This window comes from Klebsiella sp. K5-306, from assembly GCF_051835185.1.
In the GTDB taxonomy this organism is placed as follows: Bacteria; Pseudomonadota; Gammaproteobacteria; order Enterobacterales; family Enterobacteriaceae; genus Klebsiella; species Klebsiella oxytoca.
Genome location: NZ_JAIFJY010000007.1, coordinates 79,724 through 93,618 on the forward strand (window position 1 = coordinate 79,724; position 13,895 = coordinate 93,618).

The 13,895-nt window shown below is 56.3% G+C and carries 12 protein-coding genes and 1 tRNA gene; 9 read left to right on the forward strand and 4 right to left on the reverse strand.

The annotated features are described in order from the left end of the window. The first annotated feature begins 151 nt into the window (after nucleotides 1-151). Nucleotides 152-796: a TetR/AcrR family transcriptional regulator gene (locus tag K2184_RS12895; RefSeq protein ID WP_163524779.1), complete on the forward strand. Its 645-nt coding sequence runs from the start codon at nucleotides 152-154 to the stop codon at nucleotides 794-796. Continuing rightward, on the forward strand, nucleotides 793-1,920 hold the full coding sequence (locus tag K2184_RS12900; RefSeq protein WP_032745322.1) for an Acg family FMN-binding oxidoreductase: 1,128 nt from the start codon (nucleotides 793-795) through the stop codon (nucleotides 1,918-1,920). The genes K2184_RS12895 and K2184_RS12900 overlap by 4 nt, the downstream gene beginning before the upstream one ends. Here K2184_RS12900 and mug read toward each other — a convergent pair. After that, the gene (mug, locus tag K2184_RS12905; protein WP_004105914.1) at nucleotides 1,917-2,423 is read right to left on the reverse strand and encodes a G/U mismatch-specific DNA glycosylase; all 507 of its coding nucleotides are present in this window, start codon (nucleotides 2,421-2,423) and stop codon (nucleotides 1,917-1,919) included. The genes K2184_RS12900 and mug overlap by 4 nt on opposite strands. Before the next feature lie 124 nt (nucleotides 2,424-2,547). Between mug and K2184_RS12910 the strand changes: the two genes are divergently transcribed. After that, nucleotides 2,548-2,623: transfer RNA gene (locus K2184_RS12910), tRNA-Ile, on the forward strand. Nucleotides 2,624-2,719: 96 nt separating this feature from the next. Here the strand turns inward: K2184_RS12910 and K2184_RS12915 are convergent. Then, nucleotides 2,720-3,043, reverse strand: a complete 324-nt coding sequence (locus tag K2184_RS12915; RefSeq protein ID WP_071530277.1) for a DUF1889 family protein — start codon at nucleotides 3,041-3,043, stop codon at nucleotides 2,720-2,722. Nucleotides 3,044-3,586: 543 nt separating this feature from the next. Here K2184_RS12915 and K2184_RS12920 point away from each other — a divergent pair. After that, on the forward strand, nucleotides 3,587-4,012 hold the full coding sequence (locus tag K2184_RS12920) for a GlcG/HbpS family heme-binding protein (protein ID WP_004105919.1): 426 nt from the start codon (nucleotides 3,587-3,589) through the stop codon (nucleotides 4,010-4,012). Between the two features lie 24 nt (nucleotides 4,013-4,036). Next, nucleotides 4,037-5,200, forward strand: a complete 1,164-nt coding sequence (dhaT, locus tag K2184_RS12925; protein WP_053064437.1) for a 1,3-propanediol dehydrogenase — start codon at nucleotides 4,037-4,039, stop codon at nucleotides 5,198-5,200. Nucleotides 5,201-5,258: 58 nt separating this feature from the next. On the opposite strand, the gene dhaR is transcribed toward dhaT, so the two are convergent. Beyond that, entirely contained in the window at nucleotides 5,259-7,172 is a 1,914-nt protein-coding gene (gene dhaR, locus K2184_RS12930) for a dihydroxyacetone kinase operon transcriptional regulator DhaR (RefSeq protein ID WP_108705061.1), read from the reverse strand. A gap of 104 nt (nucleotides 7,173-7,276) precedes the next feature. Next, nucleotides 7,277-8,374: a glycerol dehydrogenase gene (locus tag K2184_RS12935; protein WP_004115678.1), complete on the reverse strand. Its 1,098-nt coding sequence runs from the start codon at nucleotides 8,372-8,374 to the stop codon at nucleotides 7,277-7,279. Nucleotides 8,375-8,969: 595 nt separating this feature from the next. On the opposite strand from K2184_RS12935, the gene dhaK reads away from it, so the two are divergent. From dhaK to K2184_RS12955, 4 genes are all read left to right on the forward strand, one after another. Next, nucleotides 8,970-10,040, forward strand: a complete 1,071-nt coding sequence (dhaK, locus tag K2184_RS12940) for a dihydroxyacetone kinase subunit DhaK (RefSeq protein ID WP_017145397.1) — start codon at nucleotides 8,970-8,972, stop codon at nucleotides 10,038-10,040. A 10-nt stretch (nucleotides 10,041-10,050) separates the two neighbouring features. Continuing rightward, nucleotides 10,051-10,683 carry a dihydroxyacetone kinase subunit DhaL gene (dhaL, locus tag K2184_RS12945; protein ID WP_004115682.1) on the forward strand — a complete coding sequence of 211 codons (633 nt, stop codon included), beginning with the start codon at nucleotides 10,051-10,053 and terminating at the stop codon, nucleotides 10,681-10,683. 10 nt (nucleotides 10,684-10,693) lie between these two features. Next, nucleotides 10,694-12,115 (forward strand): dihydroxyacetone kinase phosphoryl donor subunit DhaM, encoded by a 1,422-nt coding sequence (gene dhaM / locus K2184_RS12950; protein ID WP_017145396.1) that lies wholly within the window; start codon nucleotides 10,694-10,696, stop codon nucleotides 12,113-12,115. 67 nt (nucleotides 12,116-12,182) lie between these two features. Further along, nucleotides 12,183-13,832, forward strand: a complete 1,650-nt coding sequence (locus tag K2184_RS12955; protein ID WP_123830004.1) for a glycerone kinase — start codon at nucleotides 12,183-12,185, stop codon at nucleotides 13,830-13,832. Nucleotides 13,833-13,895: the final 63 nt, after the last annotated feature.

A 13,895-nucleotide genomic window follows, 5' to 3' on the forward strand; every position in this document is an offset into this window, starting at 1 on the left:
GCATCCAGAAATTATCAATATATATCCGGGTCATATTCTTATTATTTAATACCATAAAGCCAAACAACTGGACTCATAGTTTTATATTTGTACTATTAGTTCATAAATCGCACTTAATGGACAACGCGAATCTAAATAATAGGGATATTCAATGAATAGCAAACGAAAGATTCAGCTGGCTGATTTTAATAGAACGGTTATTCTGGCCACCGCCAATACGTTATTTCTTAACCGTGGTATAGAAGGAACGACCATGGATGAGATTGCGCACGAAGCCGGATTCAGTAAAACTACGCTTTACACCTACTTTGACCGTAAACAGGATATTGTCGATCACCTTATTCTCGATGGAATGGAGCGCTTTCACCAGGAGGTGGTTAAAATAGTCAGCCGGCAGGCCCCCTTCCGCGAGTTTTATCATGAGCTTTGCCAGTCGTTGGTTGCTATCCACGACTCCGGCATCGTCTATTTCCCCGGCATTACCGGGAAAATAGGTTGCTCAGAAAAAGAGATGAAAAATAATAAAGTACTGACTAATATCTATATGCTCGGCGAGGAGATTAATCATATTATCGCCGGAGAAATTTCCCACGCGGCAGCAAACAAAGAGCTTCAGTTAAATGCTCCAATGGCAGACGTCATGATGCTGTTCTGGCTCTGCCTGACCGGGCTGATAGAGAAATCAGCAAGTAAAGAAGCCTATATTTTGCGGCATCTTGAGAAGGACCGAAAATCCTTTCTTAACTTCGCTTTTGACGCTTTATTATTAATGATAGAAAAAGGCGCGAGTCGATGATAAAGAAAATATTTCTGTCCTTACTAATAGGTATGATAGTGGTTTGCGCCTGTGCCTATCATAAAGCGAAGCCCCTGCGCCTGACCAAAGATCTTTCACTACCATTTGCGCTGCCAACCGAACAGCGCCATATAGTGTATTACGCCTCGCTGGCGCCAAATGCGCATAATACTCAGCCCTGGCAGATTCGCTATAACCCGGACGCACGGCGATTCACCCTGGCGTTCGACCGCAGTAAAGCCCTCCCGCATATCGACCCGGCGGGGCGAGAAGCCAGTATTTCTCTGGGCGCGTTCCTGGAGAACTTCCGCCAGGCAGCCGCCGCATTTGGCATGCGGGCGGAAATAGACATTTTACCGGCGATGGCGCGCAATGGTGATGTTGCCCGCATGACGTTAAGCCCCCTCCACCGCGCCTCTTCTCTCAAACAGCCCGCCGTGCTGAAGTTAATTGAGCGCCGGCACACCGACAAACGTCCGTTTCAGGATATTGCCCTTGCGCCCCGCGATCTCGCTGCCCTGCTCAAACAGCACCAGCCGTATTTAAATTATTATCCACGCGGCAGCGCCGGGTTTAATAAGCTTGAGAGTTTTGCCATCCAGGCAGCAAAGGCTCAGGCGCTCGATGCGGCCAAAAGAGCGGAGTTCGCTCACTGGCTGCGCTTTTCCAACGAAGAGGCCCGCCGGTTGAAAGACGGCCTGCCCGCAGAACAGTTAGGCATCACCGGGATAAAAAAACTGCTCTATTACTCATTTTTCGATCGGCAAAAAGCCCAGGGAGAATCCTTCGCCGCGGAAAGCATCAGTAAAACGGCCAGCAGCGTAGCGCAAAGCGCCGGATTTTTTATCATCGGCGGAGAAGAAACCTTTCCGCTGATGTTGCGCAGCGGCATGAATCTGCAGGCCTTCTGGCTGGATGCCGTCCGCTACGGCATCTCTGTTCAGCCGGTGAGCCAGATGCTGGAGGATAAAGCGTTCCGTAAACAGCTGGCGGAAACCTTAGGCTTAAGCCAGCCGCCGCAAATGATCCTTCGCGCAGGCTACGTTGACGACTATGGCGAAAATAATAGAATTCGCCGTCCTATCGGCGAATTTACCCGCCTGGAACCGCCCGGGGCGAATTAAAGCCCTCGCGTTGCCAGCGCCTCGTCAAGCTCCCGGTAGGCCTCCACCAGCTTATCCAGCGTCGCCCGGTTGAGCCCGCTGGGATTTGGCAACACCCATACTTCCGTCGCGCCTATGGTCACCTGCTGTTTGCCCCATTTTACGCCGCGTACCTGAAACGCTTTCTCGAAAGCCTGTTTACCGAGGATCGCCAGCGCGCGCGGCTGATACTCTTCCATTTTCCTCACCAGCTCTCTTCCGCCATCGCGGAGCTCCAGCAGCGCGACCTCGCTGGCCTGTACCGTCGGGCGCTCGACTAGCATGGTAATCCCGCAGCGGGTATCCAGCAGCTGCAGCTCCTCTTCGGGTTTCAGAAGACGGTCGGTAAACCCGGCCTGATGAATCACCTTCCAGAAGCGATTTCCCGGATGGGCGAAATGAAAACCGGTATGGGCGGAAGACTTCCCCGGATTGATACCGCAAAAGACCACCCGCAGGTCCGGCGCCAGAATATCGTTGATCATGTTTTCCCCAGCTCAATACCTAAAAGGTAATTATAAAGGATTGAAAATGCGTTGTTTATAAAAACAGCAGGCGTGCGTTTTAGGCTGGATTGCGGGCAACAGTTACTTTATAATCCTTCGCCACGGCCCCTTAGCTCAGTGGTTAGAGCAGGCGACTCATAATCGCTTGGTCGCTGGTTCAAGTCCAGCAGGGGCCACCAGATACAGCAAGGGCTGGCGAGAAATCGTCAGCCCTTTTTGCGTTTTGCGGCTCCTGTATAGCGCCACGTCTTATGGTGAATATGGCGACAGGCGGCTTACGCCAGCGCCTGCAGCTGTTCGCGCATATAAGCAGTAAAGTATTCTGGGTTTTTGATAATAATGCGGTTGCCAGAGGCAATTTTGTCCGCCCATCCGGCTACTTTTTGCGTGAACCCGGCACTCCACCCCTCCTTCTCACCACGGGCCGTGACCTGCGCAGCGCTGGCCGGTACGCCTAGTTCATGCAAATACTTCAGGATCCCCTTAGCGGTACTTTCATCCATAGTATTCGGCACCGGTAACGATGTGTTCATACCACCAATAAAATCCAGGGCTTTATCGATTGCTGTTGGCATGCTCTTATCCTTAAAATTAACCACGTAATGAACATGTTTATAATATGGACCCAACTCCGTCGGGATATCAAAGAGATCGTTGCCTTTCTTTGATTCAGGCCCCAGCTAAACGCTTGCGTGGCGCTTTTCTGCTCGACTAATGCGGCGTTTTGCTCCCCTCCACGCCGCGCGCTCGCATCACGGTGCGATGCCCGCTGAGTAAAGAGGCAGAAAAACTTCACCCTGCGCGACGGCTTATCGATAAACTCGCCTTCTTCTCGCCGTTAATCAGCAAAAAGAGATGTAAAGCCGTAAGTTAAGCAAATTAATTTCGTTCCAGTCTGGCACAGATTAAAAAAAAGAAGTTCCATGATGAAACATGCAAAAGAAGATTAATAACAAACTGTGATACAGCTAAACGATCGTTATCAAAAAACAGCCTGCGGTAATAAAAAACTCAATTAGATAGTATTTTTCTCGCTATTGACTTAATAACCTGCGGCGAGAGAATAAGCCCGCAAACAGCAGTTGAAATATGTGCCTGCGATAATTATCGCGTTCCAGCCCTGGATATTAACAGGAGAGATTATGGATAAGATCAAACACATCGCCACTATCACGCTGGCGGCTGCAAAAGAAATGGCTACTGCCGTTGAGGCGAAAGCCCTTGAAATGAACGTGCCGGTGGTCTTTGCCGTTGTTGACCGCGGCGGAAATATGCTCCTAATGCAGCGTATGGATGAGGCATTTATAACCAGCTGCGATATTGCGCTCAATAAAGCCTATACGGCATGCGGCCTGCAAAAAGGCACTCATCAAATTACAGCGTTAGTCCAACCGGGCGCACCGCTATATGGATTACAACTCACCAACCAGCAGCGAATCATTCCTTTTGGCGGCGGCCTGCCAGTTATTTTTAACGAGGAAGTCATCGGCGCCGTTGGCGTGAGCGGCGGTACCGTCGAACAGGACATGTTATTAGCCGAAACGGCTCTGAAGGGTTTCTCTAAATAATAAATCCAACCAGGAAGATATATTATGAGCTATCGTATGTTTGATTATCTGGTGCCAAACGTGAACTTTTTTGGTCCCAATGCTGTTTCTGTCGTCGGCGAACGCTGTAAGCTGCTGGGCGGTAAAAAAGCGCTGCTGGTCACCGATAAAGGTCTGCGGGCCATCAAAGACGGCGCGGTGGATAAAACTCTCGGCTATCTGCAGGAAGCCGGTATTGAGGTGGTGGTTTTTGATGGCGTCGAGCCAAATCCAAAAGACACCAACGTGCGCGATGGCCTGGCGGTCTTTCGTCAAGAACAGTGCGATATTATCGTCACCGTCGGCGGCGGTAGCCCTCATGACTGCGGTAAAGGGATTGGTATCGCGGCTACCCACGAAGGGGATCTTTACCGCTATGCCGGCATAGAAACCCTGACTAACCCACTGCCGCCGATCGTCGCGGTGAATACCACCGCCGGTACCGCCAGCGAAGTGACCCGCCACTGCGTACTGACCAACACCCAAACAAAAGTGAAGTTCGTTATCGTCAGCTGGCGTAACCTGCCCTCGGTCTCCATCAATGACCCGCTGCTCATGCTTGGCAAACCGGCCCCGCTGACCGCCGCAACCGGCATGGATGCGTTAACCCACGCCGTGGAGGCCTATATTTCCAAAGATGCCAACCCGGTCACCGATGCCGCCGCGATCCAGGCCATCCGCCTGATCGCCCGGAACTTGCGCCAGGCCGTCGCGCTGGGCAGCAACCTGCAAGCCCGCGAAAACATGGCCTACGCTTCCCTGCTGGCGGGAATGGCTTTCAATAACGCCAACCTCGGTTACGTTCACGCCATGGCCCATCAGCTTGGCGGCCTGTACGATATGCCGCACGGCGTGGCGAACGCGGTTCTGTTGCCGCACGTTGCGCGCTACAACCTGATCGCCAATCCGGAAAAGTTTGCCGACATCGCCGAATTTATGGGAGAAAACATCCACGGACTTTCAACCATGGACGCCGCCGAGTCGGCCATTTGCGCCATCGCCCGCCTCTCTTCCGATATCGGCATTCCGCAGCATCTGAGCGAGCTGGGAGTTAAAGAGGCTGACTTCCCCTATATGGCGGAGATGGCCTTGAAAGACGGCAACGCCTTCTCAAATCCGCGCAAGGGTAACGAGAAAGAGATTGTCGCTATCTTCCGCCAGGCTTTCTGATAGAGCGATCGCTAACGCCGCGAACAAGTACCATCGCGGCGTCAGGCTGGGTGCCCGGTTACTCCTGATTTTTATGCTTAAACTGGCCGGCATCGATATCGTACTGTTTCATTTTTCGCCACAGCGTGGTGCGGCCAATATTCAGCAGCTGCGCCATCTCTTGTACCCGCCCGCTGGTCACGCGGGCGGCATGGATGATGGCCTCTTTTTCAATGGCGCTGAAGGTCAGGCTGGCGGGCAGCAGCGAGGAACCCGCGTCGGCGCCTGGCCGCTCGGCAAAGAGATATTCCGGCAGATTACTCAAACGGATATGGCCGTTCTCGCTGCTAATGGCGATATTTTCAATCACGCTGTTCAGCTCAAAATCATTACCCGGCCAGGAGTAGGCCACCAGCTGCGCCAGCGCATCGTCATCCATCTTCAACCGCGAGGAAAAACGCTTCTCCAGACTCTTAAGACGATTTTGGACCAGCGAAGGAATACTGTTACGCCGCGCCCGCAGCGGCGGAATAACGATTTCAAAAGAGTGCAGCGCGTAGTAAAGCTGGCGACTAAATCGGTTTTGTTCCACCAGGTTGGCAAGATCGACGGTAGTGGTGGCGATGACTTTAACGTCCACCGGGATCAAACGCCGGGCATCCAGACGGGTTAATACCCCCTGCTTGATCACCTGCAACAGCGCGGACTGCAGCTCCGGCGCCAGATATTCGATTTTTTCCAGAAACAGCGTCCCGCCGTTGGCCAGCTCGAGACGGCTAAGACGCCCGTTTTCCTCGTCCGTCGGCGCGCTGCCCATAAAATCCTGCCCAAGGACGCTGTCGGCATACAGCTGGCAGTTAACCGCGATATACGGTCCGCCACCCCGCTCGCTCTCATTGTGAATCGCCTGGCTGAGCAGCTCTTTACCCACCCCTTCCTCACCGCACAGCAGCACTGGAAAAGCGCCGCGCGCCGCCTGACGGCCAAAGTGAATTAACCGCCGGGTTTCAGGATCGTCAGCCGACATCTGCTCAAAGGTATGGCTCACTTTGCCAAGCTGGCTGGTCATCAGCTGACGCATCTGCTCGACCGGATGCAGCAGCAAGATGAAACTGTTGCCCTGCTCTTCGACGATCGGCTTGAGCGTGATGACGGCATCAACGAACTGATGCTGGCTCTCGAAGGTGACTTCCACATGGTTCAGCCCGCGCGCGTGCTTGATCGCCCGGCGCAACAGAGCCGGCAGCGTCACCAGTTCATTGATGTTTTTCCCCTGGCTGGCCTGGGCATCAAGGTGTAGCAACGTCGCGGCCTGCACGTTCAGAAACTGCAAAATACCCTGCTCATTCCACGCCATCACCCCGTCATCCATGCTCTCCAGCAGACCGTACATCTGGTTAAGGTGGCGATTCGACTCGGCCAGCAGGCTATCGGTGAGCAGCGAGTTGCCCACTTCCCTGGCGATAGCCAGGGTCAGGGAGAGGTCCGGCGAAGCCTGTTCTTCCATCAGGCAGCACAAAGAAATGGAACCGAACAGGCGCCCATGGTTATCAAACACCGGCGTAGAGCTAAACGACCATCCGTGCAGCGCATGTTTAAAATGCTGCTCGCCCGTCGTTTTGACCGGCTGCCCGAGCATGGAGGCCAGCGAGAGCGCGCAGCTGCCGATGATGCTTTCCGCGCAGTAGCTACCGTCACGAAACCCCAGCGCCGCCAGCTGGTCAAGGGTCTGCGGATCGCCGCAGCGGCTGAGAATACAGGCGGACTCATCAAGGATAAACAATGCGCAGGGGCGGTTATCCATATACTCCCAGGCATCTTCCAGCGCCGCCTGGCCAATCGTTAGCAGCGCGGTCTTACGCCGACAAATTGATTCGAAGGTCAGCCCCTGCGCCTGATGCGGCGTCTGCCAGGTTTCCCGCTGCATAAACTTACTGCAACGATGCCACGACTGGGTTATCACCAGGGGAAAGCTCTGAGTCTGCGCAGTCATATCCATTTCCGCTGTTACTTAAACGACAACCCCTCCGGCGGTAACCGCCAGAGGGGGATAAAACGCCCCTTCTCATTAACGAGGCGGGACAGGACGACGCTAAATTAACGCGCCAGCCACTGCTGTCCAAGCAGGTCGGCGGTCAGAATTGCCGCATGCACGCTCTGCGCGCTGACCGGGAACGGCATGTTATGGATGGTTTCGCCTTCCGCACAGGTCGCTTTTGCTACCGCCTGAATTTTCTCGTCGATGCCCTCTTTAACGCCCATTTGCGCCAGCGTGACCGGCAGGCCGACGGTATGGCAGAAGTTCAGCACCGTTTCGATCTCTTCCATCGGGCTATTTTGCAGCACCAGCTGCGCCAGGGTACCAAACGCGACTTTCTCGCCATGGTACAGGTGGTGGCACTCTTCGAGGATGGTGAAACCATTGTGAATGGCGTGCGCGGCGGCCAGGCCGCTGCTTTCAAAGCCGATTCCGCTAAGGTAGGTATTCGCTTCAACGATGCGTTCCAGCGCATCGGTCACCACTCCGGCCTGAGCGGCGAGGCGGGCCTTTTCGCCTTCCGCCAGCAGCGTATCATAGCACAGGCGCGCCAGGCTCAGCGCCGCCGCCGTCGACTGGCCGCCGGCCATGCTGGTGGCTCTGGCGTCATAGCAGGCCCTGGCTTCAAACCAGGTTGAAAGCGCATCGCCCATCCCGGCCACCAGCAGGCGTACCGGGGCTTTAGCGATAATCGTCGTATCCATCACCACCATGTCCGGATTTTTCGGGTAAATAAGATACTCTTCAAATTCACCGGCTTCGGTATAAATAACCGACAACGCGCTGGTTGGCGCATCGGTGGAGGCAATCGTCGGGATCACCACCACCGGCAGCTTCTGGTAATAGCCTATCGCTTTCGCCGTATCGAGCGTCTTGCCGCCGCCGATGCCCACCACGCCGCGGCAGCCGTGCTGCTTCAGAATGGCGATCAGGCGATTGATCTCAACGTGGCTGCACTCGCCGTTGAAGCGCTCCGCATGGCAGCTGATATTGTGGCTATGCAAACCGTTCAACACTTTCTCACCCGCCAGCTTCATCACGAAGTCATCGGCAATCACGAAAAAGCTGTCCGCCAGGTTTTTAGCGTATTCGCCAAACAGCGTGGATGCATCCGGTCCCTGGAGATATTTGGCTGGAGATTGAATAACTTTTAGCATTCCGTTCACCCTCAAATAAGTGCATGTTTTGACACGATGTGCCCCGGTATTTCCCCGTCCGGCCTGGTATTAAAAGCGGGAACAAAAGCGCTACCTGAGCGATGTCATCACTGTAGGGCGAGCCGCGGGCAAAAAAATGTTTCCCCTTTTTGTCCCGATATGAAACAGGGTGCACATTTTATCGTTTCATATTGAAACATGAATTCATATGAAACGACGGGATTGCGATCTCGATCCGCTCGTTGAGCGCAAAACAAGCGGAAAAAGTGGATGAAGTACGGCGTTTTTCGCCGCTACTGGCGCCTGGAGAGGTAAAATTTTTTCTCCCCCCGCGTCTGGCAAGTATGTGAAGTGAGATGAAATAGTCGCCCTGGCTCGCATTTTTCGATTTCTCCCGGCAAAAGCGTTTCATAACGGAACAAAATTCACCGTGCGCGTTTCGTAATGAAACTCATTTTATGGCGATTTTTTTTCCCGTTAACTCAGCCAGAATCAATACATCGCCCGATATCGCATATCGACAGGCGATACCCCTACACGATGACCGCTTCCGTCAGCAGAGAGGCCGCATCGAAACTCCGATGGAGAATAAACAATGAAAAAACTGATTAACCGTGTCGAAGATGTCCTGAGTGAACAACTGGCGGGCCTGGCAAAAGCGCACCCTGAACTAACGCTGCATCATGATCCGGTCTACGTCACCCGCGCCGATGCACCGGTGGCCGGGAAAGTAGCGCTGCTTTCCGGCGGCGGCAGCGGTCATGAGCCGATGCACTGCGGATATATTGGCCTGGGCATGCTTTCCGGGGCCTGTCCGGGGGAAATTTTCACCTCCCCAACGCCGGATAAAATGTTTGAGTGCGCCATGAACATCGACGGCGGCGAAGGCGTGCTGCTGATTATTAAAAACTACACTGGCGATATTCTTAACTTTGAAACCGCCACCGAGCTGCTACACGAAAGCGGCATCAAGGTCACCACCGTGGTAGTCGATGACGATGTGGCGGTAAAAGACAGCCTCTATACCGCCGGACGGCGCGGCGTGGCCAATACCGTGCTGATTGAAAAACTGGTGGGCGCGGCCGCCGAGCGCGGCGACTCGCTGGCAGCATGCGCTGAACTGGGGCGCAAGCTTAACAACCTCGGCCACTCTATCGGCATCGCGCTGGGCGCCTGCACCGTTCCGGCCGCCGGCCAGCCCTCATTCGAACTGCAGGACGATGAGATGGAGTTCGGCGTCGGCATTCACGGCGAACCGGGCATCGACCGCCGCCGCTTCACCTCCCTCGATCGCACCGTTGACGAAATGTTCGATACTCTGCTGGAAAACGGCGCCTATAGCCGCACGCTGCGCCACTGGGACAACGTGAAGGGCGCGTGGCAGGAGATAACGCAGACCAAGCAGGCGCTGCAAAAAGGCGATCGGGTTATCGCGCTGGTCAACAACCTCGGCGCCACGCCGCTGTCCGAACTCTACGGCGTCTATAACCGTCTGACGCAGCGCTGCGAGGAAACCGGCATCGCGATCGAGCGCAATCTTATCGGCAGCTACTGTACCTCTCTGGATATGGTCGGTTTTTCCATCACCCTGTTAAAAGCCGATGACGAGACGCTGGCATTATGGGACGCCCCGGTTCACACCCCGGCGCTGAACTGGGGAAAATAAGGAGCACGACATGTCATTAAGCAGAACGCAAATCGTAGACTGGCTCTATCGCTGCGGCGATATCTTCACCAAAGAGAGCGATTTTTTGACCGGTCTGGACCGGGAGATCGGCGATGCCGACCACGGCCTGAATATGCATCGTGGGTTTAGCAAGGTGGTGGAAAAGCTGCCTTCGATTGCCGATAAAGACATTGGTTTCATTCTTAAAAATACCGGCATGACGCTGCTGTCCAACGTCGGTGGGGCCAGCGGCCCGCTGTTCGGCACCTTCTTTATCCGCGCCGCTCAGGTGACCCAGGCCCATCAGAGTCTGACCCTGGACGAGCTTTATCAAGCCATCCGCGAAGGCGCGGAAGGCGTGGTGAATCGCGGCAAAGCCGAGCCGGGCGATAAAACCATGTGCGACGTCTGGCTGCCGGTAGTGGAATCGCTGCGCCAGTCCAGCGAACAGCACCTGTCGATCCAAAGCGCTCTTGATGCTGCCTGCGAACAGGCGCAAGCCGCCGTCCAGGCCACCATCGCCATGCAGGCTCGCAAAGGGCGGGCCAGCTACCTGGGCGAACGCAGCATCGGGCACCAGGATCCGGGCGCGACCTCGGTAATGTTGATGGTTCAGATGCTGGCCGCAGCGGCCAAAGAGTAAGGAAAACGCGATGGTAAACCTGGTGATTGTTTCGCATAGCGCTCGTCTGGGCGAAGGTGTCGGAGAACTGGCCCGGCAGATGTTAATGAACGATGGCTGTAAGCTGGCGATCGCCGCCGGAATTGACGATCCCACCAGCCCGATCGGCACCGATCCCATTAAGGTTATGGAAGCCATCGAGTCCGTAGCCGACGCCGATCATATCCTGGTGATGATGGATATTGGCAGCGCCCTGCTGAGCGCCGAAACCGCGCTGGATCTCCTCGATCCGGCCATTGCGGCGAAGGTTCGCCTGTGCGCGGCGCCGCTGGTGGAAGGAACGCTGGCGGCGACGGTGAGCGCCGCCGCCGGGGCCTGCATCGACAAGGTCATCGAAGATGCCATGAACGCGCTGGAGGCAAAACGCGTACAGCTGGGATTGCCATCGCAACCGCAACACGCGGCGTTGACCGCCGCGCCGATCGACGACCGCGATGCGCGCTCGGTTTCCGTGGTGATTCAAAACCACAACGGCCTGCATGTTCGCCCGGCGTCAAAGCTGGTCGCCGCGCTGGCGGGATTCAACGCCGACCTGGTGCTGGAGAAAGGAGGTAAGTGCGTCACGCCCGACAGCCTCAACCAAATCGCCCTGCTTCAGGTGCGCCGTAACGATACCTTAAGACTGCTTGCTCGCGGGCCGGATGCCGATGCCGCGCTGGCAGCGTTCCAGGCGCTGGCGGCGGAGAATTTCGGCGAGCAAACCGAGGCGGCGTCTGCGACTCAGCCCGCCTGCGCCAATCGCGTACAGGGTAAGGTCGTACTCTATTCCCAGCCGCAGGAGAAGGTCTCACGGGAAAAAGGCGTCGCCATCGGTCAGCAGCAGCTGCGGCTAAAACGGGCCATCGATCGGACGCTGGAAGAGCTTAGCGCGCTGACGACCCTGGCGGAGGCGAAGTTTTCCGCCGACATCGCGGCCATCTTCTCCGGGCATCATACCCTGCTCGATGACCCTGATTTATACGCCGCCGCCTGCGATAGGGTGCGCGACGAGCAATGCAGCGCGGAGTGGGCGTGGCATCAGGTGCTGAACGATTTAAGCCAACAATATCGTCATCTCGACGATCCTTACCTACAGGCGCGCTATATTGATATTGAAGATATTTTGCACCGCACGCTGCGTCACCTTAACGGGAGCAACGAAGTACTACCGCAGTTTGACGGCCCCTCGATCCTCGTGGCCGACGATATTTTTCCTTCTACCGTCCTGCAGCTCGATGCGGATCGGGTGAAGGGGATCTGTCTGCAGGCCGGCAGTGAACTCTCTCACGGCGCCATTATCGCCCGTCAGGCGGGTATCGCGATGCTTTGCCAGCAGAGCGATGTCCTGACCACGCTACAAAAGGGGGAGACCGTCATCCTTGATATTCCCGGCAAGCGCGTGATTCGCGCCTAGCCTGCTCTAACCTTCTCGCCCCGGAGGCTGTCCCCTCCGGGAACTCGCTTAACTTTCAGGATCCGTTATGTCTCAATTCTTTTTTAATCAGCGCGCCAACCTCGTCAATGAAGTGATTGAAGGAACCATTATCGCCAGCCCGTGGAATAACCTGGCGCAGCTGGAAAGCGATCCCGCCATTCGCGTGGTGGTGCGTCGCGATCTCGACAAAAACAACGTGGCGGTGATCTCCGGCGGCGGTTCCGGTCACGAACCGGCCCACGCGGGCTTTGTCGGTAAAGGCATGCTGACCGCCGCCGTCTGCGGCGATCTTTTTGCCTCGCCGAGCGTCGATGCGGTGCTGACCGCCATCCAGGCCGTGACCGGCGATGCCGGTTGCCTGCTGATCGTCAAGAACTACACCGGCGATCGTCTGAACTTCGGCCTCGCCGCGGAGAAAGCGCGCCGCATGGGCTATAACGTCGAAATGCTGATCGTTGGCGATGATATTTCGCTGCCGGATAACAAACACCCGCGCGGTATTGCCGGGACGATTCTGGTGCATAAAGTGGCCGGCTACTTCGCCGAACGCGGCCACAATCTGGCGACCGTGCTGCGCGAGGCGCAGTATGCCGCCAGACACACCTTCAGCCTCGGTCTGGCCCTTTCCAGCTGTCACCTGCCGCAGGATGCGGAAACGACTCCGCGCCATCATCCGGATCAGGCCGAACTGGGGATGGGGATCCACGGCGAACCGGGCGCTTCGGTTATCGCCACGCAGAACAGTGCGGAAATCGTTACGCTGATGGTAGAGAAGCTCAGCGCCGCCCTGCCGGAAACCGGCCGCCTGGCGGTGATGATCAATAATCTCGGCGGCGTATCGATTGCCGAAATGGCAATTTTGACCCGCGAGCTGGCCAATACCCCGCTGCATCAGCGAATTGACTGGCTGATAGGCCCGGCGTCGCTGGTCACCGCGCTGGATATGAAAGGCTTTTCCCTCACCGCCATCGTGCTGGAAGAGAGCATTGAGAAAGCGCTGCTCTCCGCGGTCGAAACCGCCGGCTGGCAGACGCCAGTGCAGCCGCGCGCAATCAGCGTGATGCCCTCGTCGCTGCGCAGTACGCGGGTGGAGTTTACGCCCTCGGAGAATAGCGAGGTTGCAGGCTACGTAGAGCGGGTGACCGGTACGCTATCCGATCTGGAAGCGGACCTCAATGCGCTGGATGCGAAGGTTGGCGACGGCGATACTGGCTCCACCTTTGCCGCTGGCGCACGCGATATCGCCGACTTACTTCAGCGCCGTCAGCTGCCGCTGGCTAACCTCGCCACGCTGTTCGCCCTGATTGGCGAGCGTCTGACGGTTGTGATGGGCGGTTCCAGCGGCGTGCTGATGTCGATTTTCTTTACCGCCGCCGGGCAGAAGCTGGAACAGGGGGCAAGCGTCGCCGAAGCGCTAAACGCCGGTCTGGCACAGATGAAGTTTTACGGCGGTGCCGACGAAGGCGACCGAACCATGATTGACGCCCTGCAACCGGCGCTGGCGGCGCTGCTGGCCGAACCGGAAAATCTGCAGGCCGCTTTCGCGGCGGCGCAGGCGGGCGCGGATCGTACGCTTCACGCCAGCAAAGCAGGTGCAGGACGCGCATCGTACCTGAACAGCGATAGTCTGCGCGGCAATATGGACCCCGGAGCCCACGCGGTGGCCATGGTGTTTAAAGCGCTGGCGCAGAAATAGTCTCTCTGGCACCGCCCCTGCTCCCGGGGGCGGCGCTTAACGCGCCTTGCCCGGGCTACAGGT

Bases quoted from the DNA above. Each gene is read 5' to 3' on its own strand.
- K2184_RS12895 (WP_163524779.1), top strand. From the start codon at position 152: ATGAATAGCAAACGAAAGATTCAGCTGGCTGATTTTAATAGAACGGTT.
- K2184_RS12900 (WP_032745322.1), top strand. From the start codon at position 793: ATGATAAAGAAAATATTTCTGTCCTTACTAATAGGTATGATAGTGGTT.
- mug (WP_004105914.1), bottom strand. From the start codon at position 2,423: ATGATCAACGATATTCTGGCGCCGGACCTGCGGGTGGTCTTTTGCGGT.
- K2184_RS12920 (WP_004105919.1), top strand. From the start codon at position 3,587: ATGGATAAGATCAAACACATCGCCACTATCACGCTGGCGGCTGCAAAA.
- dhaT (WP_053064437.1), top strand. From the start codon at position 4,037: ATGAGCTATCGTATGTTTGATTATCTGGTGCCAAACGTGAACTTTTTT.
- dhaR (WP_108705061.1), bottom strand. From the start codon at position 7,172: ATGACTGCGCAGACTCAGAGCTTTCCCCTGGTGATAACCCAGTCGTGG.
- K2184_RS12935 (WP_004115678.1), bottom strand. From the start codon at position 8,374: ATGCTAAAAGTTATTCAATCTCCAGCCAAATATCTCCAGGGACCGGAT.
- dhaK (WP_017145397.1), top strand. From the start codon at position 8,970: ATGAAAAAACTGATTAACCGTGTCGAAGATGTCCTGAGTGAACAACTG.
- dhaL (WP_004115682.1), top strand. From the start codon at position 10,051: ATGTCATTAAGCAGAACGCAAATCGTAGACTGGCTCTATCGCTGCGGC.
- dhaM (WP_017145396.1), top strand. From the start codon at position 10,694: ATGGTAAACCTGGTGATTGTTTCGCATAGCGCTCGTCTGGGCGAAGGT.
- K2184_RS12955 (WP_123830004.1), top strand. From the start codon at position 12,183: ATGTCTCAATTCTTTTTTAATCAGCGCGCCAACCTCGTCAATGAAGTG.